General features: G+C 67.3%; 20 protein-coding genes. 10 read left to right on the plus strand and 10 right to left on the minus strand.

All coding sequences use genetic code 11. The features are described from left to right. Positions 1–4 precede the first annotated feature (4 nt). The 3 genes from U5771_RS05665 to ppk2 all read left to right on the plus strand — a co-directional run bounded on the left by U5771_RS05665 (position 5) and on the right by ppk2 (position 3,761). Positions 5–1,300 carry an HlyD family secretion protein gene (locus U5771_RS05665; RefSeq protein WP_322023068.1) on the plus strand — a complete coding sequence of 432 codons (1,296 nt, stop codon included), beginning with the start codon at positions 5–7 and terminating at the stop codon, positions 1,298–1,300. Between the two features lie 4 nt (positions 1,301–1,304). Next, complete coding sequence (locus U5771_RS05670; RefSeq protein WP_322023069.1) at positions 1,305–2,720, plus strand: OmpW/AlkL family protein; 1,416 nt, start codon at positions 1,305–1,307, stop codon at positions 2,718–2,720. Positions 2,721–2,810: 90 nt separating this feature from the next. Then, positions 2,811–3,761 (plus strand): polyphosphate kinase 2, encoded by a 951-nt coding sequence (ppk2, locus tag U5771_RS05675; protein ID WP_322023070.1) that lies wholly within the window; start codon positions 2,811–2,813, stop codon positions 3,759–3,761. 55 nt (positions 3,762–3,816) lie between these two features. Here ppk2 and U5771_RS05680 read toward each other — a convergent pair whose 3' ends face one another. Further along, positions 3,817–4,104, minus strand: coding sequence for an H-NS histone family protein (locus U5771_RS05680; RefSeq protein WP_322023071.1), 288 nt, complete (start codon positions 4,102–4,104; stop codon positions 3,817–3,819). 209 nt (positions 4,105–4,313) lie between these two features. Further along, positions 4,314–4,901, minus strand: a complete 588-nt coding sequence (locus U5771_RS05685; RefSeq protein WP_322023072.1) for a YigZ family protein — start codon at positions 4,899–4,901, stop codon at positions 4,314–4,316. A 769-nt stretch (positions 4,902–5,670) separates the two neighbouring features. On the opposite strand from U5771_RS05685, the gene U5771_RS05690 reads away from it, so the two are divergent. Together U5771_RS05690 and U5771_RS05695 are read left to right on the plus strand one after the other, a co-directional pair. After that, positions 5,671–6,732: a porin gene (locus U5771_RS05690; RefSeq protein ID WP_415859390.1), complete on the plus strand. Its 1,062-nt coding sequence runs from the start codon at positions 5,671–5,673 to the stop codon at positions 6,730–6,732. Between the two features lie 120 nt (positions 6,733–6,852). Then, positions 6,853–7,773, plus strand: a complete 921-nt coding sequence (locus tag U5771_RS05695) for a LysR family transcriptional regulator (RefSeq protein ID WP_322023074.1) — start codon at positions 6,853–6,855, stop codon at positions 7,771–7,773. 141 nt (positions 7,774–7,914) lie between these two features. Here U5771_RS05695 and pqqE read toward each other — a convergent pair whose 3' ends face one another. The 7 genes from pqqE to U5771_RS05730 form a co-directional block, all read right to left on the minus strand. Next, positions 7,915–9,087 (minus strand): pyrroloquinoline quinone biosynthesis protein PqqE, encoded by a 1,173-nt coding sequence (pqqE, locus tag U5771_RS05700; RefSeq protein WP_322023075.1) that lies wholly within the window; start codon positions 9,085–9,087, stop codon positions 7,915–7,917. Then, on the minus strand, positions 9,059–9,334 hold the full coding sequence (gene pqqD / locus U5771_RS05705; protein WP_322023076.1) for a pyrroloquinoline quinone biosynthesis peptide chaperone PqqD: 276 nt from the start codon (positions 9,332–9,334) through the stop codon (positions 9,059–9,061). Before pqqD ends, pqqE begins: the two co-directional genes overlap by 29 nt. Further along, positions 9,331–10,083 (minus strand): pyrroloquinoline-quinone synthase PqqC, encoded by a 753-nt coding sequence (gene pqqC / locus U5771_RS05710; protein ID WP_322023077.1) that lies wholly within the window; start codon positions 10,081–10,083, stop codon positions 9,331–9,333. The genes pqqD and pqqC overlap by 4 nt, the downstream gene beginning before the upstream one ends. Positions 10,084–10,186: 103 nt before the next feature. Continuing rightward, complete coding sequence (pqqB, locus tag U5771_RS05715; RefSeq protein ID WP_322023078.1) at positions 10,187–11,098, minus strand: pyrroloquinoline quinone biosynthesis protein PqqB; 912 nt, start codon at positions 11,096–11,098, stop codon at positions 10,187–10,189. 84 nt (positions 11,099–11,182) lie between these two features. After that, the gene (gene pqqA, locus U5771_RS05720) at positions 11,183–11,254 is read right to left on the minus strand and encodes a pyrroloquinoline quinone precursor peptide PqqA (protein WP_124485082.1); all 72 of its coding nucleotides are present in this window, start codon (positions 11,252–11,254) and stop codon (positions 11,183–11,185) included. 408 nt (positions 11,255–11,662) lie between these two features. Continuing rightward, positions 11,663–13,864 carry a glycoside hydrolase family 3 C-terminal domain-containing protein gene (locus tag U5771_RS05725; RefSeq protein WP_322023079.1) on the minus strand — a complete coding sequence of 734 codons (2,202 nt, stop codon included), beginning with the start codon at positions 13,862–13,864 and terminating at the stop codon, positions 11,663–11,665. A 498-nt stretch (positions 13,865–14,362) separates the two neighbouring features. Then, the gene (locus U5771_RS05730; RefSeq protein WP_322023080.1) at positions 14,363–15,622 is read right to left on the minus strand and encodes an oligosaccharide flippase family protein; all 1,260 of its coding nucleotides are present in this window, start codon (positions 15,620–15,622) and stop codon (positions 14,363–14,365) included. Positions 15,623–16,245: 623 nt separating this feature from the next. Here U5771_RS05730 and U5771_RS05735 point away from each other — a divergent pair. Then, a complete protein-coding gene (locus U5771_RS05735; RefSeq protein ID WP_322023081.1) occupies positions 16,246–18,102 on the plus strand; it encodes a serine aminopeptidase domain-containing protein in 1,857 nt (618 codons plus the stop codon). 177 nt (positions 18,103–18,279) lie between these two features. Here U5771_RS05735 and U5771_RS05740 read toward each other — a convergent pair whose 3' ends face one another. Continuing rightward, entirely contained in the window at positions 18,280–18,507 is a 228-nt protein-coding gene (locus tag U5771_RS05740; RefSeq protein WP_322023082.1) for a hypothetical protein, read from the minus strand. Between U5771_RS05740 and U5771_RS05745 the strand changes: the two genes are divergently transcribed. The 4 genes from U5771_RS05745 to U5771_RS05760 all read left to right on the plus strand — a co-directional run bounded on the left by U5771_RS05745 (position 18,506) and on the right by U5771_RS05760 (position 23,789). After that, positions 18,506–18,718 carry a hypothetical protein gene (locus U5771_RS05745; RefSeq protein WP_322023083.1) on the plus strand — a complete coding sequence of 71 codons (213 nt, stop codon included), beginning with the start codon at positions 18,506–18,508 and terminating at the stop codon, positions 18,716–18,718. The genes U5771_RS05740 and U5771_RS05745 overlap by 2 nt on opposite strands. A gap of 108 nt (positions 18,719–18,826) precedes the next feature. Next, the gene (locus tag U5771_RS05750; protein WP_322023084.1) at positions 18,827–20,053 is read left to right on the plus strand and encodes a polysaccharide biosynthesis/export family protein; all 1,227 of its coding nucleotides are present in this window, start codon (positions 18,827–18,829) and stop codon (positions 20,051–20,053) included. 59 nt (positions 20,054–20,112) lie between these two features. Beyond that, a complete protein-coding gene (locus U5771_RS05755; RefSeq protein WP_322023085.1) occupies positions 20,113–22,386 on the plus strand; it encodes a polysaccharide biosynthesis tyrosine autokinase in 2,274 nt (757 codons plus the stop codon). A 50-nt stretch (positions 22,387–22,436) separates the two neighbouring features. Next, complete coding sequence (locus tag U5771_RS05760) at positions 22,437–23,789, plus strand: oligosaccharide repeat unit polymerase (RefSeq protein WP_322023149.1); 1,353 nt, start codon at positions 22,437–22,439, stop codon at positions 23,787–23,789. Positions 23,790–23,805 lie beyond the last annotated feature (16 nt).

The raw sequence follows: 23,805 nt of genomic DNA on the forward strand, positions 1-23,805 counted from the left end.
CGCCATGCCGACCTGGAATTCCGCCCTCCGAGAACAGAAGCCGTCGCGCAAGCTCGCGCGCGGCACGACCTTCGGCACCGTGATTCACGGCGTCGTCGACGTGCCGGTGTCGATGCGGTTCTTCTGCTACCTGTCGCTTGCGATGTTCGCGATGTTCGTGACCGCGCTCGTCGAACTCAGCTATGCGAACACCGAAAGCGTGTCCGGGATGCTGACGCCGCGCTCGGGGCTGATCGGCGTCGGCGCGCCGCCCGGCTGGGCCGTGCGCGACGTGTACGTCGGCAAGGATCAGCACGTGAAGGCCGGCCAGCGGCTGCTCGCGGTGACGCGCGACACGAGCTTCGTCAGCCAGGCGAACAACGTGCAGGGCATGCGCGCGGCGCTCGACCGGCAACGCGTCGAGGTCACGCAGCAGATCGACGCGGCGCGGCTCGAATACCGGTCGTCGGTGCAGCAGATCAACCAGCAGATCGCCGCGCAGGGCGAAAGCCGCGGGCTGATCGACCGGCAGATCCAGGACCAGAAGCGCATCGTCGACGAGTACGGCGAACGGCGTGCACGCGTGAAGCAGCTGCTCGACGAGCAGGTCGTGACGCTCGAGCAGTACAACCAGGTGAACACGCAGTACCTGCAGGCCGGACAGGCGTACCAGGACCTGCTGCTGCGCCGCGCCGAGCTCGCGAAGAACGCGATGAAGCTGCGCGGCGACCTCGACACGATGCAGAGCAAGTACGACGGCGCGAACGCGGAACTGAAGATCAAGCAGGAGGAGCTGAACGCGAAGGAATACAACATCGACGAGAGCGTGAACCAGGTGCTGTACGCGCCGGCCGACGGGCAGATCGTGCGGCTCGACGTCGTGCAGGGCGGCGTGATCGACCCGCCGGGCACGCGCGTCGTCGAGATCCTGCCCGCGAAGGCCGACGGGCTGATCGCCGAGGTCTACATTCCGTCGTCGAAGGCCGGCTTCGTGAAGAAGGGGCAGGCGGTGAAGGTTGCGTACGCAAGCTATCCGGTCGAGAAGTTCGGCACCTATCGCGGCACGGTGCTGTCGATCTCGCCCGTCGCGTTCTCGGCGAAGGAGCTGAACCTGCCGGGCGACGCGGCCGCGCCGCAGACCTACTTCAAGACCTGGGTCGAACTCGCGGACCGCGTGCCGTCGTTCGACGGGCGGCCGCTGTCGTTGCGCGCGGGGATGATGCTGAAGGCCGACATCGTGCTCGAGCGGCGCAGCCTGCTCGAATGGCTGTTCGAGCCGCTGTACCGGATTCGCCAGCGCCTGTTCGGCGTGCCGGCCTGAGCCGATGATGCGCCGCGACCACCGCCGCCGCGCGCGGCCGGGCTCCGCGCGTCCGCTGCCGCGCTGGCTGGGTGCGACGTTGCTCGCGTGCGCCGCCGCCGCGCACGGCGCGCCGCAGCCGGACGGCGACGCGTCCGCGCACTGGCCGGCCGGTGCGGACGGCATCGGCTTCTGGCCGGGCGGCGATGCGGACGGATTCGATGCGGGCGCATGGGCGACCGACGTCGGGCCGGCTCGCGGCGGGCGCACCGGCGACGGCACCGGCGACGGCGCCGGTGCCGCAGCGCCGCCCGAGGTGCCGCTCACGGCCCGCAAGATCACGCTCGGGCAGCGTACCGGCGGCACGGCGCACGCCTGCGCGGCGCCGCGCGACGATGGTGGGGACGGCGCGGACGGCATCGGTTTCGACGACCGCGACACCGGGCGCTGCGATCCGGCCGCCGCCGCGCGCGACGCGGCGGACGAGGCGTCGGCATCGGCGCGCGGTGTCGTCCACGCGGACCGGATGCCGTACGAACTGTATCCGGTCGATCCGTCGCGGCTGCCCGACCTGCCGGCCGCGCAGGCGCCGCCGCTGCTGGAGCAACTGACGGGCGACGACCGCAACATGGTCGGTCTCGGCTGGCACTTCGTCGGCACGACCGGCCGTTCGACGCCGGTCACGACGCACACCGACGCGCTCGGGCTGAACAGCTTCCAGAACACGGGGTCGAGCCTGTCGCTCGGCAATACGAACACGCTGGCGTTCACGTTCACCCATTTTTTCTCGGAGAACTGGGCGGCGGAGCTCGGTGCCGGCATTCCGCCCGTGCTGACGCTGCGCGGGCACGGCAGCATCGGGCTGCCGCTCGACCGGATCTTCGCGGGCGTGCAGGGGCGCCTGCCGCTGATCGACCTCGCGAACCCGCAAAGCAACCCGCTCGCGACCACGCGCGCGTGGCTCGGCTCCGTCGTGTTCAAGTACTACCTCGGCGAGCGCGACGACCGGTTCCGGCCGTTCGCGGGCCTCGGCATCAGCTATACGCGCTTCACGAACACGAACCTGAACCCGGTGTTCCAGCGCAAGCTCGCGTCGCTCGGCGGGCTGCTCGCGGCCGGGGCGGACATCGGCAGCCTGCAGTCGCTGCTGCTCGATCCGGCGTGGTTCCAGCGGGTTTGGGATGCCGGCGGCGACCTGCTGCTGTCGGGGCGGACCAACGTATCGGCGAAGGTGAAAAGCGTGTGGGAACCGGTATTTACCGTCGGCGCGAGCTACCAGATCACGCGCCGGTTCTGGATCACGGGGATGGTCACCTATATCCCGCTGCGCACGAAGATCACGCTCGACATCAGCCAGCCGAACCGGACGCTGGCGTCCAATACCTTCGATATCTCCGCGAACCCGGTGCTGGCGAGCGTGCTGCTCGGATTCCGCTTCTGAGGGGCGGATCGGCCCCTTTTTCATCAATTTGACGCGAGACACTGGGATAATGGAGGCGTTTGGCTGCGTCAATTGAAGGAAGGAGGCCCCATGGGCGATAACGCCACCCGCACCGAGACCGACGACTTCACCGATACGGCATCGCTCGAGTCGCGCCAGCGCCGTTTCGAGGAAGACCTCGTCGACGCGTACGACGAAGAACTCGAAATGGAGCTCGACGACCGCCGCTTCGACAGCGACGAGGATCTGCTGTTCTCGCCGGAGCGCCGCGAAGCGCGCAAGCAGTATTTCCGCGAGCTGTTCCGGCTGCAGGGCGAGCTCGTGAAACTGCAGGACTGGGTCGTGAGCACGGGGCACCGGCTCGTCGTGATCTTCGAGGGGCGCGACGCGGCAGGCAAGGGCGGCGCGATCAAGCGCATCACGCAGCGCCTGAACCCGCGCGTGTGCCGCGTGGCGGCGCTGCCGGCGCCGAGCAACCGCGAACGCACGCAATGGTATTTCCAGCGCTATGTCGCGCATCTGCCGGCTGGCGGCGAGATCGTGCTGTTCGATCGCAGCTGGTACAACCGCGCAGGCGTCGAGCGCGTGATGAACTTCTGCACCGACAACGAATACGAAGAGTTTTTCCGCTCGGTGCCCGAGTTCGAGAAAATGCTCGCACGCAGCGGGATCCAGATCGTCAAGTACTGGTTCTCGATCACCGACCATGAGCAGGAGCTGCGTTTCCAGAGCCGGATCGAGGATCCGCTGAAGCAGTGGAAGCTGAGCCCGATGGACCTCGAGAGCCGCCGCCGCTGGGAAGCCTATACGGCCGCGAAGGAAGAAATGCTGCAGCGCACGCACATTCCCGAGGCGCCGTGGTGGGTCGTGCAGGCGGTCGACAAGAAGCGCGCGCGCCTGAACTGCATCCACCATCTGCTGACCCAGGTGCCGTATCACGACGTGCCGCGGCCGACGATCGATCTGCCGCAGCGCGAGCATCACGAGGACTACATTCGCCGTCCGACGCCGGACAGCATGATCGTCCCGGACGTTTATTGAGCGGTTCAGGTCGGTTGGATCGACCACGAAGGCGCGCCGTGCAACGCGGCGCGCGTTATTCCCGGATCAGGAACGCGGCGCGGTCGCGGCCGGCGATCCAGGCGGGGGTGCGACCGCGTCCGCTCCAGGTGGCGCCCGTCACCGGATCGCGATATTTCGCGCCCATCGTGAACAGCTTCGCGCGATCGCTGTAACCCTGCCCGAAGACTTCCCGCGCGGTCAGCGCATAGTTCGTCACGAGCTGGCGTACCTGCACCAGTGCCGCCTGGCGTTCGCGGCGGCGCTCCGCCCGGATGCGCCGATCGAGTTCCGCGAGCTGGGCTTGTAGTTTTTGCAGTTGCATGCGTCCGATATTCCCTGGCTGAATTCTGATTGTTGGCGACGCGCGATGTGCCGCGTGTCTGCACGCCCGGCCAGACGTTTGCAGGTCGCGTCGCGAGGAATACAGGAGAGGTTAAGTTTCGGCGCGCGGGTTTTCTATCGGACGCATCTGAATTTTCACGGGAATCTGTGTGAAACCGTGACGGCGATGCCGGGCGGGTTGCCCGATTCTCACAGGTCGGGGAAGCCCGAGCGTCCCTGCGTCAGGTCGAACAGTTCGGATTTCGCCGCCGCCTCGGCCGTTTCCGGCAGCTTGATCACGAGCTTCACCGTCATCCCGTACGCACTGTCCACCAGCGCGTAACCTGCCTGCTCGATCCAGCGGCGCACCCGTGCTTCGTCCGGGTAGCCGATTTCGATCGCGAACCGCGTGTGGCGAATGCGTTCGACGCGTTCGGCATCGAGCAGTGTCGACGCGATCGCATCCGTATAGGCGCGCACCAGGCCGCCCGCGCCGAGCTTCACGCCGCCGTAGTAGCGGACGACCGCGCCGAGCACGCCGTCGAGATCGTGGTGACGCAGCACTTCGAGGATCGGCCGGCCGGCGGTGCCGGACGGCTCGCCGTCGTCGGACATCCCGGACTGGCCGCCGGCTAGCAGCGCCCAGCACACGTGGGTGGCCGTCGGGTGGTCGTCGCGCAGGCGCTGCAGCGCCTGCATCGCGGCATCGCGGTCCTCGACGGGGATCGCGAACGCGATGAAGCGGCTCTTGCGGATCTCGAGTTCCCTTGTGTAGAGGGTGGCAAGCGAGTAAGTCATGTTCCGGGAAACGGTGAGTGTATAGGAATCAAGGAGATAGGGGATCCTGTGCGGCGCGCTTTCGATGGCTGGCGATGCATGCCGGAATCAGGCCGGCATGGCACCTGAACGGGATGAGCAACGGGTCACGACGGAATTTTACCGTGGCGCGCGTCGAGGGATTCGGCGCGGTCGGCGCGCCGGTCGATCCGGAGCGTGAAAACGCGTGCGACGAACGCGACCACCGGGTGACGAGGGGGCGATGGAGCGCTTCGCCCGGGTTCAACCATCGGACGTGAAGCGCGGTCGGGACGTTCCGGAGGACGAAAGCGGAAATCCGCGGAGGAAGGGGTTCCGTGCCCGGCAAGCGGGGGCCTGGCGTGCGCCGGTCGGCTCGAGGTGAACGCGAAGCATCGCGCGCAGCGGAGGGTGTCGCGATCGCATGCGCAATCGATTCTCGTCGGCCACGGATCGCGGTTCGTCGCGGCTCGGATAGCGGCGCATCTGCCGATGCACCGAACGAGTGTAGGCGATCCGCGATGCGTTGCGTAGCCGGGAGATGCAGAACATTGTGTTCTCGCCGGTCGAACGTCGAAGCGTCATGCCATGCGCTAGACTCGTGCCGGTCGATGCGTGCCGCCTGTTGCACGATCGGGCATGACGGCGGTGTGCGTGTGCGTACCTGCATTGCACGGGATGATTGAAGGGTCCGGTCATCGTGATTCGGATAACGAAGTAATGAAGAAGGCTGTTCATGTTCGGTAAGCGTTTCTATGCCCCGGCCCTGTTGATGGTTGCGCATGTGCCGATCACATGCGCGCAGGGCAGTGTCACGTTGTTCGGCGCGCTCGACGTGGGAGTGAGTTACGTCAGTAACGAAGGCGGCCTCGGCAATGCGAAATTCGACGACGGGATCTTTACGCCGAGCCTGCTCGGCTTGCGCGGAAGCGAAGATGTCGGCGGCGGCTCGAAGGTCATTTTCCAGCTGGTCAGCCAGATTTCACCGGGCACCGGTGCGCTGATCGGGAATGGCCTGTTCGCGCGTACCGCGTACGTCGGCGTGCAGAACGACCGGCTGGGCACGCTGACGTTCGGCAACCAGTATGAATTCATGGCCGACACGCTGTTCTTCAGCGGCACCGACGCGGCGGCCGATGTCGCCGGACTGTACAACCTGCGCAACGGACCGTTTCGCAAGCTCGCGCTGCCCGGCAACCCGACTGGCGCGTTCGACTGGGACCGGATGGCGGGTAGTCAGCGTGTGGCGAACGCCGTCAAGTTCGTGAGCCCTGTCATCCACGGGCTGAAGGCGGGCGCGCTTTACGCGTTCGGCGGCGTGCCGGGGTCGATCGGCGCCGGCAATACGGTGAGCGCCAGTCTCGACTACGAGGCCGGACCGTTCGGCGCTGCCGCCGCGTACACCAACGAGAAATATGGCGCACAGCCGGGCTCCGTCGCGACAAGCGTGCGGAACTGGGGCGCTGGGGCGCACTACCGGATCGGACGGGCGAACCTGAGCGCGCTGGTGACGACCGTTCATAACGCTGCGTCCGGTGGCTCGGTGTGGATGGCCGAGTCGGGCGGCACCTGGCAACTCTCCGGTCCGGTCAGGATCGGCGCGGACTACATATACATGAAGGGGAACGCGGCGCTCGACAATGACCACGCGCATCAGGTCACGGCGACGGTGCAGTACACGCTGTCGAAGCGAACGATGGTGTATGTGACCGGTGTGTGGCAGCGGGCAAGCAGCGGTGCCCAGGCGCAGATCAATGGTGTGCTGGATCCGGATGGCGCGTCGTCCGGCGTGAACCAGGCCATTGCCCGCATCGGCATTCATACGCTTTTCTAGCGGTGTGCACGTTGCGCAGACGGTATCGGCGGCGGTGCTCATGCAGCGCGAACACTGCAGGGCGCGGTACCGGTATCGGCAAGTAAAGGCCGGATCGGCCAACCGGAGGCGTGCTGTCTAATGCAGATACTTCCTGACCTCGAGGCATGGGCGATTTTCGCGCACGTGCTCGAAACGGGCTCTTTCGCCAGGGCAGCGGAGGCGCTCGACCTCTCGCAGCCGACCGTGTCGAAAGCCATTTCCCGACTCGAGCGCCGGCTCGGCACGGCGCTCTTTTATCGAACCTCGCGTCAGGTTTCGCTGACGGCCGCCGGCGAAATCGCCAAATCGCGAGCGATTCGCATTCTCAGCGAAGCCGCGGCGGCGGAGACCGAGGCGTCGTCGCACGCGACGGAACCGCGCGGTCTGGTGCGCGTTGCCGCGCCGATGTCGTTCGCGAGCCGCCATGTCGCGCCGCTGATTCCTGGCTTTCTCGAACGCTATCCGGAGGTGGAGATCGACCTGTCGGTCACCGACCGCATCGTCGACGTGGTGGCCGGCGGGTTCGACGTGGCGGTGCTCATCGCGGAACTTGCCGATTCGTCGTTGCGGGCGCGCCGGCTCTGCGCGGTGAATTTCCCGCTGGTGGCTTCGCCGGCCTATCTGAAACGATGGGGGCGGCCGACGCATCCCCGCGACCTGGCCCGCCATGCGTGTCTCGTCTACACGGGGTTGGCGACCCCCGAACTATGGCAATTCCGTCATGCATGCGGAGATACGTTCGCGGTCACGGTGCGCGGCATCATTCGCAGCAACAGCGCCGACGTGATCGTTCCCGCGCTGCTGGCTGCCCGGGGCGTCGCGTTGCAACCGGAGTTCGTCGTCGGGGACGCGTTGAAGCGGGGCGAACTGGTGGACGTGTTGCCCGAATGGCGGATCGATCGGGTGGGTGTGAATCTCGTGACGCCGCCGAGCAGCTTGCGCCCGGTGCGCGTGACCGCGTTCATGGATTATCTGGCGGAGCGCCTCGCTGCCGAGCCGTGGGCGGTGACCGGCGTGTGACGGGGCGTCGGTGCGGCACGGTTGAAAAAACGGAATCCATGGGTTGCCGACAACCCGGGTGTTCACCGCTGAATCCGGCGCGATGACGCGGCGCGCGGCGAGATGTCCGGGTGTCGCGCGGCGGCGGCCGCGTGGCGCCGTTCAGGTCTTCGTCAATTCACGCGAGTTGCGTGCGTTGCGAAACACGAGTTGCGCCATGGGTTGCAGCGGCGCGAGCGCGGCCTCGCGTGCTTTCTCGACCAGGTCGTGATGAGGCGACTTGCCGCACACCGGATCGGTGAGGCTCGCATCGCCCGTCATCATGTACGCCTGGCATCGGCATCCGCCGAAGTCCTTCTTCTTCTCGTCGCACGACCTGCACGGTTCGGGCATCCAGTCGTCGCCGCGGAAGCGGTTGAAGCCGAACGACTCGTACCAGATGTATCGCAGGTCGTGGTCGCGCACGTTCGGAAAGGCGATCGGCAGTTGCCGCGCGCCGTGGCACGGTAGCGCGGTGCCGTCCGGCGTGACGATCAGGAAGAGGCTGCCCCAGCCGCTCATGCAGGGTTTCGGCCGCTCCTCGTAGTAGTCGGGCGTGACGAAGATCAGCCTGCACGGATTGTTCGCAGCGGCAAGCCTTGCCCGATACTCGTTCGTGATGTGCTCCGCACGTTCGAGTTGCGCGCGGGTGGGCAACAGCGCCTGGTGGTTCAGGTAGGCCCATCCGTAGTACTGGCACGTCGCGAGCTCGACGTAGTCCGCGTCGAGTGCGATGCACAGCTCGATGATTCGGTCGATGTCGTCGATGTTGTGCCGGTGCGTGACGAAATTCAGCACCATCGGATAGCCGTGCGCCTTGACCGCGCGGGCCATCGCGAGCTTGTGGGCGAACGCCTTCTTCGATCCGGCCAGCATGTCGTTGACCGTCGCGTCGCTCGCCTGGAAGCTGATCTGGATGTGATCGAGGCCGGCGCGGCGGAACGCGTCGATCTTCTGCTCGGCCAAGCCGATGCTCGACGTAATCAGGTTCGTGTAGTAGCCGAGCCGGCGCGCCTCGCCGATCAGTGCGGCAAGATCCGGGCGCACGAGCGGTTCGCCGCCCGAGAAGCCGATCTGCACGGCGCCCATCTCGCGCGCTTCGGCCATGACCCTGAACCACCGTTCCGTGTCGAGCTCCGCGCCCTGGCGCGAGAAGTCGAGCGGATTCGAGCAGTACGGACACTGCAGCGGGCACCGGTACGTGAGTTCGGCCAGCAGCCACAGCGGCAATCCGGCTGCCGGCCGCGCGGCGTCGGGCGTCACCGGTTCACGCGAGTTCGATCCAGTGTTGGGCACGGGCGGTCTCCATGAAACCCTCGACGTCGTTACCGAGTTCGGGCACGTCGGGGAATTGCCGTTCGAGATGCGCAACGATGTCCGCGACGGTGCGCGAGCCATCGATCAGCCCGCCGATCGCACTCGCGCTTTCGTTGAATCTGACCATGCCTTCGGGGTACAGCAGCACGTGCGCATGCTGGGCCGGCTCGAACTGAAAGCGAAAACCCGGCCGCCAGTGCGGCACGCGATTTCTGTCGAAATTCATGGCGCGATTCCCTTGTGCCAGACCGGCTGGCCGGTGACGGTGTGATAAGGCGGCCGATGCAGTTCGTAGGCCATCGACATCGCGTCGAGCATCGTCCACAGAACGTCGAGCTTGAACTGCAGGATGTCCAGTATCCGCTGCTGGCCTTCGTAGGTCGTGTAATGCCGCAGCGTGATGTCGAGCCCGTGCTCGACGTCGCGGCGCGCCTGGCCGAGGCGCGTGCGGAAATATGCGTAGCCGTCCGGATCGATCCACGGGTAATGGCGCGGCCAGGTGTCGAGACGCGACTGATGGATCTGCGGCGCAAACAGCTCGGTGAGCGAACTGCCGGCCGCGTCCTGCCAGCTCGCGCGGCGCGCGAAATTCACGTAGGCGTCCACGGCGAAGCGTACGCCGGGCAGCACGCGTTCCTGCGAGCGCAACTGCGCGGGGTCCAGCCCGACCGCCTGACCGAGCCTCAGCCATGCTTCGATACCGCCTTCGTCGCCGGCGGTCCCGTCATGATCGATCAGGCGCCGGACCCACTGGCGGCGAACCTCGCGGTCCGGGCAGTTCGCGAGGATCGCCGCATCCTTCAGCGGAATGTTGACCTGATAGTAGAAGCGGTTCGCGACCCAGCCCTGTATCTGCTCCCGGGTCGCGCGGCCTTCAAACATCGCGACGTGGTACGGGTGGTGGATGTGATAGAAGGCGCCCTTGGCACGCAGCGCCTGTTCGAACTGGGCGGGAGGGAGAGCGGCTTGGCTCATCGACGGTTCCATGGCGTTGCGGACGGTGGAAGGGCGCGTGGCGTACCGCAGTCGACGTCGCACGCATCACGATGCGCGTCACAGCTGCGGGACCATGCGTTTTTTATAGCACGATGTCCATCCCGTCAAAGGCGACCTCGATACCGCGCTGCCGCAATTCCGCGCGTTCGGGAGAACGTTCGTCGAGGATCGGATTGGTGTTGTTGACGTGAATCAACACCTTGCGCGGGCCCGGCACCCGGGCCAGTACGTCGAGCATGCCGCCCGGACCGTTCAGTGCGAGATGACCCATTTCGCGGCCGGTACGTACGCCGACGCCGCGTCGCCGCATTTCGTCGTCATCCCACAGCGTGCCGTCCACGAGCACGCAGTCCGCGTCGTTCATCCGTTGCAGCAGTGCGTCGTCCACCGTGCCGAGCCCCGGCGCATGGAACAGCGTGCCGCCGGTGCGGCGATCCTCGACGAGCAGGCCGATGTTGTCGCCGGGATGGGGATCGAGGCGATGCGGCGAGTAGGGCGGCGCGGCACTGCTCAACGGCAGCGGCGTGAAGCGCAGGTTCGGGCAGGTGGGCACGGCGAAGCTGTCGCCGAGCACGATACGGTTCCAGACCAGCCCGCCGTTCCAGTGTTCGAGCATGTTGAACAGCGGAAAGCCGGTGGTCAGGTCCTGGTGGACCATGTCGGTGCACCACAGCTGCAGCGGACAGCCTTCGCGCAGGCTGAGCAGGCCGGCGGTATGGTCGATCTGGCTGTCCATCAGCACGACCGCGCCGATGCCGGTGTCGCGCGGCGCGTGGCCCGGCTGCAACGACGGGAAGTCTTGCAGCTGGGCGCGAATGTCGGGGGACGCGTTGCACAGCACCCAGTTCGTGCCGTCGTCGGACAGCGCGATCGACGACTGGGTGCGGGCCCGTGCGTCGACCGTGCCCGCCCGAAAACCCGCGCAGTTCGCGCAGTTGCAGTTCCATTGCGGGAAGCCGCCACCCGCGGCGGATCCGAGGATGTGTATGAGCATGGCGGTGCGACGCGGGGCCGGGATGCGAGGCAAAGAAAAAGCCTCGGCAGACCGAGGCTTTCCTTTCCGGATGGCGTGCCCGAATCAGCGATTCGACACGTACATCGTGACTTCGAAACCGAGACGCAGATCAGTGTAGGCAGGTTTGGTCCACATGGGAGAACTCCTTTGCAATGACGACTGACGACGAAGCGCGCCCACAGTCCTGCCGACATGTTCGACTCGCGACCATCGGCGACGAGACCGTGCTGCGGTTTCACCACGCTATCACATTCGTGCGGCGGGTGGCCGGTACGAAATCCGCTAAATCGCACGTTCACATCCTACCCGAACGGGCCGCACGAGCAAGTTAATCCGGGAATGGATGGTGTTCCCGATTTTCATTCGTGTCCGCATCGCGCGCGCATCGCCGACGCCTGGCCGGCAATGCGAACGAAGCGCGGCGATTCCGCATGGCACGCCGGCCGGCAGCACCCCATTCGTCGCAGGAGTCGCCGCCTTGCTCGCGGGTGCCGGGCGGCGTTCCGCCCGACATCCGACACCCGGCATCGTCACGCCGGCTGACTAACTCCCCTGCAGCCGGATATCGCGCGACGACGCGCCGACATACACCGTCCCGCCCGGCACGACTTTCCAGCCGTTGCGCGACGTGTCCCACACGCTCTGCATCCGCGGCGACACGGTCACGCGAACACGCCGTGCGTCGCCCGGGTTCAGCCGGATCTTTTCCCAGCCGACCAGCCGCTTCGGCGGTTCGTCCTTGTACGGCAGGCCCAAATAGACCTGCGGCGTTTCCGCGCCGGCGACGCGGCCGTCATTGCGCACGGTAAACGCGACGCTCAGCGAGCCGTCCGGTTGCCGCGACACCGACAGCCCCGAATACGCGAAGTGCGTGTACGACAGCCCGTAGCCGAATTCGAACATCGGCTTGACGTTGCGCGCGTCGTACCAGCGATAGCCCATGTTCAGCTTTTCCGCGTAGACGGGATCGTTGTCGAACGCGCCGCCTTGCCCCCACGTCGGCGTGTCCTGGTCGCGCGCCGGGAACGTGACGGGCAGCTTGCCGGACGGATTGACCGCGCCGAACAGCACGTTCGCGATCGCCTTGCCGCCGCCTTCGCCCGGATACCACGCCTCGACGATTGCCGACACGTTGTCCTTCCACGGCATCAGCACCGGATTGCCGCTCTGGACGACGACGATCGTGTGCGGATTCGCTCGCGCGACGGCCTCGACGAGTGCATCCTGGTTCGACGGATTCGCGAGGCTCAGGCTCTGCAGATCGCCGAAATCCTCGCCGGCCGGCTGCGCGACCACCACGATCGCGACGTCCGAGCGGCCCGCGAGCGCCGCGGCCTGGTCGATTTCCTGCTGCGTGTACGCGCGGAACGGCGACTGCTGGTCGCTGTTGCCCGCGAACGTGACCTGTGCCGCCGGCGCGAGCGCGCGGATCGCCGCGACGATCGGCACGTCGACCTTGAGCCACGGATTGCGCCACCAGCTGCAGCCGGTCGATGACCCGAACGTCAGGCCGCCGCAGCCCGCGAACGAACCGGTGACCGGATCTCGCGTGTTGCCCGAGCCACCGCCCGACAGCACGGCCGTATCGGCGTGGCCGCCGATCACGGCGATGCGCGACAGCGCGGACGCCGCCAGCGGCAACTGGTTGCCGTCGTTCTTCAGCAGCACGATCGACTGCTCGGCGGCGCCCTGCGCGAACCGGTTCGCAGCCGCGAAGTCGATCGTGCCGCCGCCCTTGGCCGGGTCGTCCATCACGCCGACGCGGATCATCACGGCCAGCTTGCGACGCACCATGTCGTCGAGGCGCGCGGTCGACACCGAGCCGTTCGCGATTGCCTGCTTGACGGCGGCGGGCGTCAGATAGACGCTCGGCCCGACGTCCTCTTCCTCGTCGAGACCGGCGTTGATCGCGGCGGCAGTGCTGTGCGTCGCGCCCCAGTCGGATTGCACTTGGCCCTGGAAGCCCCATTCGTTCTTCAGCACGTCGTTCAGCAGATGATGGTTCTCGCACGCGTACGCGCCGTTCAGGCGGTTGTAGCTGCACATCACGCTGCCGGGCTGCCCGCGCTTCGCGGCGATCTCGAACGGCAGCAGGTAGAGCTCGCGCAGCGTGCGTTCGTCGATCTGCGTGTTGCCGCCCATCCGGCCATGCTCCTGCTCGTTGCCGGCATAGTGCTTGATGGTCGCGATGACCTTCTGCCGCTGCGTGGCGAGCGTGCGCTCCGCGAGCAGGTCGCCGGCGAGCAGCGGATCCTCGCCGAGATACTCGAACAGCCGTCCGCCGCGCGGCTCGCGCGCGAGGTTGGTGCCGCCGCCGAGCCCCATGCCGAACCCTTGCGCGCGCAACTGGATCGCGACCTGCTTGCCGTAGTCGTACGACAGGCGGCGATCCCAGCTCGCGGCGACGGCGATCGTGGCGGGGAAGGTCGTGCTCGCGAGCGACGTGCTGCCGGAGCCGGTCGCCGAGTCGACCATGTTGAGATCGGGAATACCGAGCCGCGGCACACCCTGGATGTAGCCGGCACCGCCAGCCGGCACCTTTGACATTTCGTATTGCGAATGAATGAACTGCAGTTTCTCGTCGAGCGTCATCTTGCGCACGAGAAGGTCGGCGCGCCGCTGCGCGGCGGACGACGCGACCGCGTCGGCGGCGTCGCCCTGTGAATTGAAATCGGCGTTGCCCGCGTAGACGCTGGTGCAGAGGGTCGCTGCCAGCACGGCGGCCGGCCAGAGGGTGTCCCGCATGTTGCTCTCCATGATCGTATTGCCGGTTGTTCGGATGATGTCTGGAGCTGCGCACGTCCGGTGGATTCGCACCGGACGCATTCGGCTGGCGATGCAGGGTGGTTGCGCGTCCGCATGCCAGGCCAGGCGGGGAATCGTTACGGCCGGTTGGGCCCGATCGAGCAACGCGGACGGCGACGCGGACCGTCCGACACTGCCGAATCGGATGTAGCGATTCTCTGCAGTCGCCAATCGTACGAATGTAGTTTGACTACAGCATCGGTGTTTCTACCGATACGTACGATCTTTTTTCGACGGGATTGCGTGGCGTGGGGAAAAGGCGGTCATCGTTCCCGATGGCACGTGCCCGGCGGAGTAAGAAGTACCTGCGTGCGAACGTGCAGAAGGGGGTGGAACGCGAAGACGAGTGCGCGTGCGGTTCGTTGCGCATGCATCGAACGGCGCACCGTGGATTCCGGCCGCCCCGGAACGGAGGTTCGTCAGCCCCGGGGCGGTGAGTTAGCCGCGCCGCGCGACGGGACTGCCGGGCAGCGGAACGCCGGCGCGATAGACGACGGTCGCGAGCGCCGCGGCGACCGCTGCCTCGGCGGTCAGCACGGCAGCGGCGGCGCCCAGCTCGGCGAAGTACTTCGCGAGCACGGGCACCAGCACGATGTTCAGAATGCCCGATGACATCAGGATCCGGGTGAATTCCGACTTCATCCCGAGCGGCAGCATCGTCTGCACGCCGAACAGGTCGGTCATGCCGGCCATGAAGGGAATGAAGGCCATCCAGCGCAGCACCTGGACCGTCGGTTCGTACGAGGGGCCGTACAGGATGCGCACGGCGAGCGGCGCGCCGAAGAAGATCGCGAGCGAGATGCCGAGCACCATCGCGACCTGCACGACGAACAGCTTGCGCAGGAACGAGAACGCGTCGTTGCGCGCGTGCCGCATCAGATAGCTGATGCGCGGATAGGTGGCGGCCTTCAGCGGCTGCAGCATGCTGAGCGCGGCGCGGATCAGCTTGTCGCCGGCGGCGAAGTAGCCGGCCGCGACGTTGCCCGACACGAAGCCGAGCAGCACGGTGTTGGTCGACGCGTAGAACGCGATCGACGTCGATGCGAGAAACACCTGCCAGCCGCCTTTCAGCGATTCGGCGATGTCGGCGAAACCCACGCGAACGAAGTCGATTTCGCGCTGGGCATACAGGTAGACGGCCAGTACGACCGCGGACAGCGTCGGGACGGCGGCGTTGACGATCATCGCGCGATCGATGTCCGCCGGGCTGTGCACGAGCGCGAACATCGCGGGCAGGCTCAGGATGCGGCCGATGAACAGGATCACGCTCAGCGCGCGCAGCTTCTCCATGCCCTGGAAATACCAGCCCGGCGTGAAGGCCACGCCGGCCACCATGCCGAAACCGATCAGCAGGAGGTCACGGTCTTCGCCGAAGCGCCCGACCAGCACGATCAGCGCAACCAGCACGACGAAGCAGATCACCGCGATGCCGATCTGTGCATACAGCGTCGCCCAGAAGATGCGGGAGCGTTCGGCGCGGTCGTCGCGGGCGAGCGCGATGCGCGGCGTGGCGGTCAGGTCGAAACTGTAGCTCGTGCAGTTGGTGAGATAGGCGATGACCGCGAGCGAGAACGCGAGCTGCCCGTAGCCTTCCGGCCCCAGTGCGTGCGTCAGCAGCGGTGCGATCAGCAGCGGCACCGCGTACATCGAAATCTGCAACGTCAGCAGCAGCAGGAAGTTCTTCTTGAGGTTTGACATTCGCTCGGTCGGCGCCGTGGGTGTCGCATGGCTGCGGCGTGCGGGCCGCCGTGCGCTCGCGCGGCCGGTCGGCGTTGGCCCGGCTGCGTGGGTTCGCGGCCCGTTCCGGCGGGCGCCGGTTTCGCCCGGCGATGCCGGACACGGCCACATCGTATGGCGGTCATGATACGGGCCGTGCATGACCGCTGTGTTCGCGAGCCTACCGTTCGCGGATTCCGTACGTATACGCGGAGCGAATCGCGACGTCGAAGACGTCGTTGTATCGCGACAGCGAAGAATGCATTTGTAAGCTGGCGCACCGAAGGCCGATCGGACCGGATGATCTAATCGGACGCGCCGTTCTCGTTCGTGGCGAACGAAAGCGGTGCCGGGCACCGTCGCGACAAGGCGGCGGATTCCACGCAACCGGGCCGACACGTGCGATCGCACGAAACCATCCCGGGAGCAGGAACCGGACAGCGTACGGAGCACGATGAGCGGGCCGCGCAGGGGCGCGGTGGATGTCCGCTGTCGGGTGGCCGTGCGTGCATCGAGCAGTTGCCAGCGTGGAGTCGCCCATTCCGGTGGAGCCGCCGGAACGGGTGTCCGCGTCCGAATAAAAACACCGATCCGAGGAGTACCGATTGAAGCCGATAACGTTCGGCAGCTGCGTGGGGTGGCTGCACGAAGGACAGACGACACAAGGCGTGATCCTGTGCGAATCGCTGGGTCACGAGGCTTCGTGGACGCACAAGCTCACGCGGGCGATCGCGGAGCGGCTGGCCCGCGAGGGTGTCACGGTATTGCGATTCAACTATCCGTGCACCGGCGACTCGGCGGGCGACGACCGCGATGTCGGTCGGCATGCCGCCTGCATCGCCGGCATTCACGATGCGATCGACCTGCTGCGCGACCAGGCCGGCGTCACCGCGCTGACGCTCGTCGGGATTCGCGCGGGCGCGCTGTTCGCGATGCTGGCCGCCGCGGGCGTGGGCCCGCGCCCGGCGCCGCGCGTCGACGCCGTGGTGGCGCTGGCGCCGGTCGTGCGCGGTCGTGCCTACCTGCGTGAGCTGTCGTTCGTGCATCGCCAGTGGCTCGATACCACGTCGCCCGCCATCCGCGCCGCGCATCGCGACGAACCGTGCATGAACGTGCTCGGGCATCGCTTTCCCGCCGATTTCGTCGATGCGCTGAAGGCGGTCGATCTGTGCGACGTCGTGCGCGATGCGCCGACCTTGCCCGGCGCGATGCTGCTGATCCAGCCCGATCAGGGCGACGGGCCGGCATTGCGCGAAGCGTTGCTCGCGCGCGGCGTGAACGTCGCGAGCGATCCGTTCCGCGAATGGCCGACGACGATGCTGGACGGCACGCGCTCGCGCTTGCCGCTCGCGGCGATCGACACGCTCGCGAACTGGATCGCCGAACGCGCGCCGCGTAGGCCGGCCGGCGCCGCAACCTCGGCGCGCGTCGACCCGACATGGAACGGCGAATCGGCGGTCGCGCTCGACATGCACGACATGACCGAGCAGGTCGTCGCGGTCGGTCCGGACCGGCTGGTCGGCGTGCTGTGCCGTCCCGCCGACACGCGGCCGGCGAATCCGGTCGGTCCGGCGGTCGTGATCGCGAACACGTCGACGAATCCGCGCAGCGGCGAAGGGCGCTTCAGCGTGCGCCTCGCGCGCACGCTGGCACGCGCCGGCGTGACGACGCTGCGAATCGACGTGCATGGCGTCGGCGATAGCGGGCCCGCTGCGCTGGACGACCAGTCGGGCGTCGTGTATTCGACGCAGTCGAGCGACGATGTGGCCGCTGCCGCGGACTGGCTGCGCGCGCTCGGTCACCCGGAGGTCGTGGCGGCCGGCATTTGTTCCGGCGCCTATGCGGCGTTGCATGCGGCGGTGAAGACGCCGTCGCTCGGCGGCGTGATCGCGATCAACCTCGCCCGCTTCGTGTGGCCGGCCGGGCTTTCGCTCGATGCGGTGCAGAAGCAGCGCAACAACTCGGTGCGCGGCTACTGGCTGTCGGTGCGCGACTGGCAGAAGTGGAAGCGTCTCGTGCGGGAACGGCGCGACCTGCGGCCGATCGTGCGGGCGGTGGCCGCGAATGCGATCGCGCGGGTCAGCGTGCCGGCGAAGGAACTCGCCGCGCGCGTCGGCTGGAAGCCGCGCATCGGCACGCCACGCGGCGTGATGCATGCGCTTGCGCAGCGCAACGTATGGACGACGCTGGTGTACGGCGCGCTCGACCCCGGCATCGACGATGTCCGGCGTCACTTCGGCGCGATCGAGCGTGCATTCCGGTGCTCACGTCACGTGCGCCTGCACCTGAAGCCGCAGGTCGACCATGCGGTGTACGGCGCGGTGGGCACGGACATCGTGATCGACCTGTGCATGCAGGCGCTGGGCCGCGACTCGGCCCGGCCGGTCGTGCGCGTCGCGGATCCGGCAACGCCGGAAGCGGCCGCGCGACCGTACGCGAGCGTGTCGGTCGGCCGGTCGTGATGCGTGATGCGTGATGCGTCGCACGCGTCGCACGCGTCGGCGCTTCGGGGTGCGATCCCCGTTAGATATGAAGATCGGCGTTCGGTGGGGTCCCTCACAGACGCGCCGTTCGCCGTGGTGTCCAATCCCGTATCGGCGCGTGGCAGGTCATGCCGACGCATGGCCGGCCGGGATGCATCAGTCCGGATCGCCCGGTTGCTCGTAGGGCGACTTCGCGTAGGGCGACGCGTACAGCGTGCCGGTGTGCCAGACGTTTTCCGTTGCGGCATCCGCCACCTGCGGGCGATGCGGCCGCGTCGGCACGAGGGGTCGGCGCAGCATGCCGCGGGCACGCGATTCGGGTCGTGCGGCGGGGTTCGCGGCGGGAAGCGCCGCAGCAGGGGCCATGACGTCGGAGCCGGCCATGACCGGCTCCGCGGCCGCGCTGGCCGTCGCGGATTGCGCCGAACGCTGGAGCGGCAGCGGCGCGCGCAGCGTCGACGACGAGAAGGCCGGCGCGTCGACCGGCGTGGCGGACAACGTCTGTGCGCCGGCGGCACCGGCAATGCCGGCCGAAACGATGCAGACGAGTGACGAAAGCGGCGAAGAGCAGTTCATGACGAATCGTACGGAGTGACGTGCGGTGAAGAGGGAGGCGCGGCACCGCAATGCGAGCCGCGCCGGCAAGCGTAATGCCGGAATTCGCCGCGTTCGGCGGGTTACCGCACAGTTTTGGAAGGGCACGATGTCAATCACCACGCAACCGGAATCGACGCTCGGGACGCCGCAGCCACGCACGGCCGGCACCCGTCGCGCACCGTGGCTGTCGCGCATGGCGATCGTGGCGGCCGCGTGCGCACTGAGCGCATGTGCGCTGTCGCCGGGCATGACTTACCGGGCGCCGGCCGACCGCGACGCGAATGCACGCGTGAGCGCCGACGCATCGGGCTCGGGCGGCCTCGACGGCGTGCAGAACGTGTCGAGCGAGGATCTGATCGAAATCACGCCGGCGTTCGTCGCGCGGCAGCATGCGGGCCAGCCGGCCAATGTCGACGCGGAAATCCGCCAGCTGTTCGGCAAGCCGAAACCGTACGCGATCGGCCCCGGCGACGTGCTCGGCATCGTCGTATGGGATCACCCCGAACTGAACCTGCCGACGACGCAGACGATGGGCGGCGGCGACGGCGTCGGTGCCAGTTCGGTTGCGACGGGCTACACGGTCGACGCAAACGGCAACGTGCAGTTCGCGTATGCGGGCCTCGTGCACGTGGCCGGGCTGACCGAGGCGCAGGCGCGCGCGCTGCTGACGAAGCGGCTCGGCGAATACGTGCGCAAGCCGCAGATCGCGCTGCGCGTGCAGACCTACCGCAGCAAGCGCGTCTATCTCGACGGCGAAGTGCGCACGCCGGGGCTGCAGATCGTCAACGACATGCCGATGACGCTGCCCGAGGCGATCGACCGCGCGGGCGGCTTTACCCCGACGGCCGACCGCTCGCAGGTCTCGGTGACGCGCGGCGACAAGACCGTGAACGTGAGCCTGCCCGCGCTGATCGCCGCGGGCGTGAACCCGTCGAACATCCTGCTGCACGACGGCGACCTCGTGCGTGTGCGCGCGGCGAGCGACGCGAAGGTGTTCGTGCTCGGCGAGGTGTCGCGTCCGGCGACGCTGACGCTGACCGACGGCCGGATGAGCCTCGGTGAAGCGCTCGGCGACACGGGCGGCGCGAGTCAGTACACGTCGGACGCGCGGCAGGTGTTCGTCGTGCGCCGCGGCCCGGACAACCGCCCGCGGGTGTACCACCTCGACGGCAGCTCGCCCGCGTCGTTCGCGCTGGCCGACCAGTTCCCGCTCGAGCGGCGCGACGTCGTGTTCGTCGATGCGTCGTCGCTGGTGCGCTGGAGCCGCGTCGTCAACCTGTTGATTCCGTCGTCCGCGCAGGGTGCGCTGACGGCCAAGGCGATTTCGCCGTGACCCTCGTGACTCATTTCGTCATCGCGACCGCGCGTCGCGCCATACGGGACTGATGCTGTATGACTTCTTCGACCCTGCCAGACCCGCACAGCGGGCCCGCCCTGCGGCCGTCCTATCCGGTGCGCCGCTACTGGGGCATGCTGTACGGTGGCCGGCGCCTGATCCTGTGCACGGCGCTTGCGGGCGCGCTCATCGGCGCCGTGTATGCGCTGTGCGCGGCCCCCGTCTACCGGACCGACATCCTGTTCCAGGTCGAGCAAAGCCCGACCGATTCGAAATCGACGTCGCCGACCGGCGATCCGTCGTCGGTGTTCGACCTGAAGACGGATGCGTCGACCGAGATCGAGGTGCTGAAATCCCGCGCGGTGCTCGACCGCGCGATCGGCAGCACCAATCTGGCCGTCGACGCGCGCCCGCATTACCTGCCGCTGATCGGCTGGCGAGTCGTGAACGCGGCCGACGGGTTGTCGTCGCCGTTGCCGGGCGGCTACGTGTACGGCACCGAGCGCATCGACGTGCCGACCTTCGACGTACCGAAGCGCCTGCTCGGCAAGCGGTTCGCGCTGACCGTCGGTGACGACGGCGCGTACACGCTGCAGCGTACGGGCTGGTTCGGCCGCAAGGGGACGGCATGGCAGGGCCGCATCGGGCAGCCGCTGCATGTCGAGACGCCGCAGGGGCCGCTCGACATCTTCGTGCGTGGCGTGGCCGGCAAGCCCGGCGCGCGCTTCGACCTGACGCGCTACAGCGACGAGGAGGCGACGGCCTGGCTGCAGAAGAACGCGCTGATCTCGGAGCGCGGCAAGCAGTCGAACATGGTCGGCGTGACGCTCGACGGCACGGATCCCGTGCACGACAGCCGTGTGCTGAACGCGATCGGCGACGCGTACCTGGCGCAGAACACGCAGCGCAAGTCCGAGGCGGCCGACAAGCTGATCCGCTTCATGGATGCCCAGTTGCCGCAGCTCAAGGCGCAGCTCGAAAAGGCGGAAAGCCGCTTCAACGCGTTCCGGGCCTCGCACGGGACGGTCAATACGAGCGACGAGGCGCTGGCGTTGCGCCAGCAGTCGGTCGACATCGAGACGCGCGTGCAGACGCTGCAGCAGCGGCGCGAGGAATTGCTGACGCGCTTCATGCCGAAGCATCCGGCCGTGGTGGCCGTCGATGCGCAGCTCTCGGACGCGCAGCGTTCGCTCGACACGACACGCAAGCAGATCCAGCAGCTGCCGACCGTCGAACAGGGCGTGCTGCAGTTGCAGCGCGACGTGGCCGTCGATACCGCGCTGTACACGAACCTGCTCAACACGCGCCAGCAGATGATCCTCGCGCGGGCCAGCAAGACCGGCACCGTGCGGATCGTCGATACGGCGAAGGTCGCCGAGGAGCCGATCGGCCCGCATCGCGGGGTCGCGGTGATCGCGCTGCTGATGGTGGGCCTGCTGGCGGGCGCGGCGATCGTGATCGTCCGGCAGCGCGTCGTCGGCACGATCGGCGACGCCGAGGAAATCGAATGGACGACGGGGCTGCCCGTGTTCGCGACGGTGCCGCACAGCCTGGCCGCCGCGCAAGCGGAGTTGCGTCCGAAGGCCGGACGGCGCGGCACGCGCACGCCGATGCCGCCGGTCGCCGCGCAGGACGCGGCGCTCGAGAGCCTGCGCAATTTCCGCGCGTCACTGCAACTGTCGATGCCGGCTGCGTCGAATCCCGTCGTGCTGATCTCCGGGCCGACGACGGGCGTCGGCAAGTCGTTCGTCGCCGCGAATATCGCGTCGCTCGTCGGCGCGGCGAAACGGCGGGTCCTGCTGATCGATGCCGACCTGCGCAAGGGGTCGCTGCACGAACGGTTCCGCTATAGCCGCGCGCCGGGCCTGTCGGACGTGGTGGCCGGCACCCACCGGCTCGACGAGGCGATCAAGCGCGGCGTCGTGCCGGGTCTGGATTTCATCGCGATGGGCAGCATCGTGCCCGATCCGGGTGAGCTGCTGCTGCAGCCTGCGCTTGCCGAACTGATCGAGCAGGTTGCGTCGCGCTACGACATGGTCGTGATCGACGGCCCGCCGTTGCTGCCGGTGGCCGATGCGCTGGTGCTCGGCCGCCTCGCGGGAACCGTGTTCCTCGTCGCGCGCAGCGGCGTGACGACGCTGACGGAACTCGATGAAAGCGCGCGACGGCTCGAACACGCGCATATCGACGTGCGCGGCGTGATCCTGAACGATTACAAGGGCACGCCGGGACGGTACGACTACGGTTATACGGATACCAACACGCATCAGGCCGCGTCCGGATATACCGGGGTGATGGCGCCGCGGCAACGGGTGGAACGCGCGTCATGAACCGCCGAGCGGGCGGGGCAGGGTCCGGGCCGCGGCAGGGCCCCGCGACGATGCGCAGGATGGCACGCGTGCGCGGTGCCGCGGGCGGTTATACGGGCTATTGGTGGGAAGATCCGGCACGCCTCGTGCCGATGTTCATCCTGCCGTTGTATGGATTGCTGTCGCTCAGCCTGCTGGGCGACCAGAAGTCGATTGCGCGGATCTACTTCGACGGCTACTACGCGTTCGTCGGCGCGCTGTTCCTGATGGTGGTGATGGCAGCGGCATGGCTCGCGACGACCGAGGTGCGGACGCGGCGGGGGCCGCCGCCCGTCGCGGTCGAACTGTCGCCTCGCGTGCTCGATTTCGTGTTCGCGCTTGCGCTATTCGGCTATGCGCTGTTGCTGAGCGGCATCGTCACGCATCCGGCACTACTGGTCGCGTTCGTCCGAGGTGAAGCGAATGCCTACGACATGCTCGATCTGAAAGGGCGCATCACGGGCCTCAGCACGTTCACGCAGGCGACCGCACCGTACGTTGTCCTGTATTTCTACGTGTTCAGGAAACCGGTAAAGGGACTGAATCGCTACAAGATCTACTTCGCCATGCTCGCGGTGCTGACACTGCTGCGCAGCTTCATCTTCGCCGAGCGGCTTGCGCTGATCGAAATGGTGATGCCGCTTGCGCTCATGGTCGTGCGGTTCCGGCTCGGTGGCCGGTATTCGCGGTTGTTGACACTCGGTCCGTATGCGGCGATCCCGTTGCTGTTCGGTCTGTTCATCGCGAACGAGTACAACCGGTCGTGGGAAGCCTACTACGTCAACATCTACGACAACCTGTTCGATTTCGCGCTCGAGCGTCTCGGCCTGTACTACTCGACGTCGTTGAACAACGGTGCCGGCATCCTGAGTGTGCTGGGCTGGGACCAGGGCCACCCGATGTTCACGTTCGACTGGCTGCTGCGCTTCCCGATCATCGGTGCGACGTTGCAGCCGTGGTTGGACTCGGGCGACAGCATCAACCTGTTCCTGAACAGCTACGCCGATCCGGAGTTCAACAATCCATCGGGAATTTTCGTCCACTTCTACGAGTGGGGCTGGTTCGGCCTGTTCGATGCACTCGTGCTCGGCTGGGTGGTCGGTCGCAGTTATGCGGGCTGGCGGAGCGGGAACGGGTTCTGGTGCTGCGTACACGCGGTGCTGTTCGTGTCGGTCATGGAAATCATGCGAACCCCGAACCTGTTCAGCGGACGGAATTTCGTGCCGGTCGTACTGCTGATCGGCGTATTCCACTGGTTCGCGAAGGCTCGGGCACGCGCTGCGCCCGATGCCGCCGGCACCGGATCCGATCGAGATGGAAGCGGGCGCGCCGTCACGCATGGAGATGATCGGGCCGCGGACATCGATCCGGTGTTGTCGCGATAACGGCAAGGGTCGAGCG

Source organism: Burkholderia sp. BCC1977, from assembly GCF_905339595.1.
Lineage (GTDB): Bacteria > Pseudomonadota > Gammaproteobacteria > Burkholderiales > Burkholderiaceae > Burkholderia.